The organism is Exiguobacterium sp. B2(2022) (assembly GCF_028823655.1).
GTDB lineage: Bacteria > Bacillota > Bacilli > Exiguobacteriales > Exiguobacteriaceae > Exiguobacterium > Exiguobacterium aestuarii_A.
In genome coordinates this window covers 1-4117 of record NZ_JAPEHX010000102.1, presented here as the reverse complement: position 1 = coordinate 4117, position 4117 = coordinate 1, and the positions used below count along the sequence as shown (strand labels likewise).

At 40.3% G+C, this 4117-nt stretch carries 2 protein-coding genes; both read left to right on the top strand.

The genetic code is table 11. From position 1 onward, the window contains the following. The first annotated feature begins 1915 nt into the window (after positions 1–1915). The gene (locus ON063_RS14290) at positions 1916–3727 is read left to right on the top strand and encodes a polysaccharide biosynthesis protein (protein ID WP_446719146.1); all 1812 of its coding nucleotides are present in this window, start codon (positions 1916–1918) and stop codon (positions 3725–3727) included. Between the two features lie 17 nt (positions 3728–3744). Next, positions 3745–4117 (top strand): sugar transferase (locus ON063_RS14285; RefSeq protein WP_274665583.1); only part of this gene is annotated, 373 nt, incomplete at its 3' end.

The window sequence follows — 4117 nt, the reverse complement described above, 5'->3', positions numbered from 1 at the left end:
ATAAATCATAATCAAAATCGTGTGATCATTTACGCCTATGAAGAAAATTTGTCAAGTATTAAAGGAATAGAAAAGAGTGGGTTTAAATACGTTGGTTCTTTCGGGCATTACTCCAAAAGTTTAAATGAGCTTTTACATACATGGGACATAAAATGTACTTGAGTATAAAGAGCGGCTAACCGGTAATCAGGTTTATTCTCTTTATATTTGTAGATTTCTTATACAATTTAAAAAGTTGGTAGCGTTTTTACAATCGTAGTATATGTATTTGTTCGAAAGATTTGATCTTTAATAAAGTATGAAAAAGATATTTTTTGGTATATTATACACTTTAACGTGAAAATAAACCAATTTATTATTGATTGTCAAGTATACGTCGTTTTACTAAATTGAAGTATTATCGTGAGAAGTGTGTGCTTTCATTCTATCAATTTGTGTGATATTGCCTTGCGTCCCCTCGGGAAGTCGACAACGGATCTGTCGAGTTCCGGGAGACCATCCGTTTGGTCGACGAGACGATTGAACAGGTGAGTGACCGATGACATTTGCTCCATAACTTCGGAAAGAAAATTGAAAAGATTTTGAAACAGCGCCTCCAATTCAGCGGAAAATCCTTCTCGAACCGGATGGTCTAAACGTCGAACGTGAACTGACAGATGCCAAGAGGAGGAAATGGACCCTCACTCTGGCTGTACAATGGGATGCCATACTAGGTGTGCCAATCTCCAAGTTGGCCCGACGACACCAGATTGACCTGAAGATTTACCGGAGATATCTAAAGATGAGAAAGCGACCAAGAATCAATCGGTCATATCAACACACAGCGCAGACAGCTACAAACAAGACATCGCTGGATGAATCCGACAAGGCAGGACGATAGAATAGATTCATCGGACATTGAGGCGTAGAGGATGCACCCTTGGAATTAGTATGTTTCGAACATATGTCGCTAAGTTGGAAAAAGCAGTCCCACACGAAATAATATCATCCAGAGAGTCCTCTGGGAGGGTGCCACTTCCGACATAGCCACTTCTCCTAAAGATATTGAGCTTCCATCCTTTCCTGAAAAAATTGAACGGTTTGGTCCGCTCATTCATGAAACTATTCGAGGCAGCGACGCCTGAACAAGATATCTTAAGGTGGTGTCGAGAGGCGGAGCGGAAAACCCTTTACTCGATTTCGAGATCTCTATATGAGGAAACCTCGACACTATCTGATCCTGGTCAAACAGTATGGTCGAGGGGAACGTCAATCGACTGAAGACGATTAAACGCCAAATGTATGGTCGGGCAGGGGTAGAACTGCTGCGCATTAAAATATTGAATGTCACTTAAAGCTTGATGTTCTACTGATGTATGAATCAATATCTACCTAACCATTTGGATTGAGCGTTGCATCAAAAGTGAGGAACAACCATTTTAACAGCGTTGATTACAAGCATTGAGACACCGTTGGAATTTATCTATAATATTCAAAAAAACGCTACCCTGAAGTCCATCAAGTAATATTGACTATTGATTGCTCAGGTTTACTCCTAACATGAACGTAATAATTAAAGACCAATCCATCCCGCGTGACCTTTCCAATCTAAACTATAGTTGAAAAAGAAATCGAAAAAAAAACTACAATTTATATTATATGATAGCAAATTTATAATTATTAATTTGTCGACACTTGTCGAACGAAAATAGGTTTTAATTTCCTTACCTTGGTTTTTTCATTGAATTAAAAATGTTAACCTTAGAATATATTTTAGTAAGGATGTTAAATGCATCCTTTTTTCTATAATTGACCAAATTAGACAAATACTTAATTTCGTAAGGAGTGATAATCGTTGTCGATACCGGATTTAGGTCGAAAATCGTTACGTACAGGTATACTCGTTATTTTAGATATCATTGCTATTCTATCAGCGATGTTCGTTTCCTACTTTTTCTTATATCCATTAGAATTCATTCAAAATATCGATCGCAATCATTTTATCGAAACAGCAATTTCATATAGTGCCATCTTTATCATCATGGCAGGCATCAGTCGCTTGTATCGAGTGGCTTGGCGTTTTGCCAGCATGACGGAAGCAGTTCGTCTAGCGATGACACTTGCCTCAAGCACACTTCTATTATATATCCTTCAATTCGCGATATACGGTGAAGCAATGGAGAGAATGCTGTTCTTAAGCTTTTGTCTCTCATTACTCATGCTAGGTGGCATTCGTCTTGGTTCACGAATTTATGTGACATGGAAACAAGATCACATGTCGATTTTACGTGGACGGAAGATGAAACGGAGAAAAGATGAGAAGCGAACGCTCATTATCGGAGCTGGGCAAGCTGGTCGAATGTTAGTGCGTCAGATGAAACACTCTGATAATCATCGAATGAATCCGATTGGTTTTTTAGATGACAATAAGCATCTTCAAACATTAACGGTGAACGATGTGAAAGTGATTGGAACGCTCGAACAGCTTGAGGAAGTCGTCGAGAATGAAGGCATCGACAAAATCGTGTTTGCCATTCCGTCGATGAATTACCAAGAACGGGTTATGATTATTCAACGTGCGAAGAAAGTATGCATGAATGTTCATACGCTTCCGATGATTGAAGAAGTCGCAGCTGGGAAAATCTCGGTCAATCAAATGCGCGAAGTATCCATCGAAGACCTCCTCGGCCGAGAACCGGTCGAATTAGATATTACAGGTATCCAAGCAGAGGTCGAAGGAAAGACGGTTTTGGTGACAGGTGCTGGTGGATCGATTGGATCCGAAATCTGTCGCCAAATTTTAAAGTTTAACCCAGACCGCTTATTATTGCTTGGTCATGGGGAGAACAGTATTTATCTCATTGAACGTGAACTACGCGAAGCGAAGATTGAAGCAGAACTCATCCCAGTCATTGCAGATATTCAAGATGCGGACCGTTTACGAGAAGTGTTCATCACTTATACACCACATCTCGTTTTCCACGCGGCAGCACATAAACATGTCCCTTTGATGGAAGCAAACCCACACGAAGCGGTGAAAAACAATATTTACGGAACGAAGAATGTGGCGGAGATGGCCGATGAATATGGTGCCTCGCGCTTCGTGATGATTTCTACGGATAAAGCCGTTAACCCGACGAACGTGATGGGTTCGACGAAACGAATCGCCGAAATGGTCGTCCAGCACTTAGCAAAATCAAGTGAAACGAAGTATGCGATTGTTCGATTCGGAAATGTGTTAGGAAGTCGTGGGTCGGTCATCCCATTATTTAAATCACAAATTGCTAAAGGCGGTCCCGTTACGGTGACGCATCCAGATATGACACGTTACTTCATGACCATCCCAGAGGCGAGTCGACTCGTCATTCAAGCGGGTACGCTTGCGAATGGTGGAGAAGTATTCGTCCTTGATATGGGAGAACCAGTGAAGATTGTCGACTTAGCACGTAATATGATTCAACTGAGTGGCTTCACAGAAGAACAGATTATGGTTCAGTTCAGTGGTATCCGTCCTGGAGAGAAGATGTATGAGGAATTATTGAAGGAAGGCGAGGTTCATCCAGAAGCCGTCTATCCGAAAATCTTTACAGGGATTGTTACAGAAGAGCCAGATTTAGATGGCAAATTAGAAAATATGAATCAATTAAGAACGGATGAGGCGCTTAGTCTATATCTTGTGAACTGGGCTAATGATTGTCTCGACCGATATGAGCAAGAGAAAACAGCTAACTATAAAGAAATGGTTTAACTTATGGAGAGTGAACAATGAGATACATTGAGCAGAAACGAAAAATTGATTTTATGCTAGCATTAATTGGTTTAATCGTCTTATCGCCTTTATTTATCGGAATTATGATTATGATTAAACTCGAATCAAAAGGACCAGTCTTTTTCAAACAAAAACGAGTGGGAATTCATCAATCTCATTTCAACATTTTAAAGTTTCGTACGATGCGAATAGACACGCCAAAAGATACACCAACGCATCTCTTGGCTGATCCGAATCAATACATCACAAAAATCGGTAAGTTCTTGCGCAAGACGAGTCTTGATGAGTTGCCGCAAATCATAAATATTTTAAAAGGTGAGATGGCAATCATCGGACCACGTCCGGCGTTGTGGAATCAGTATGATTTGA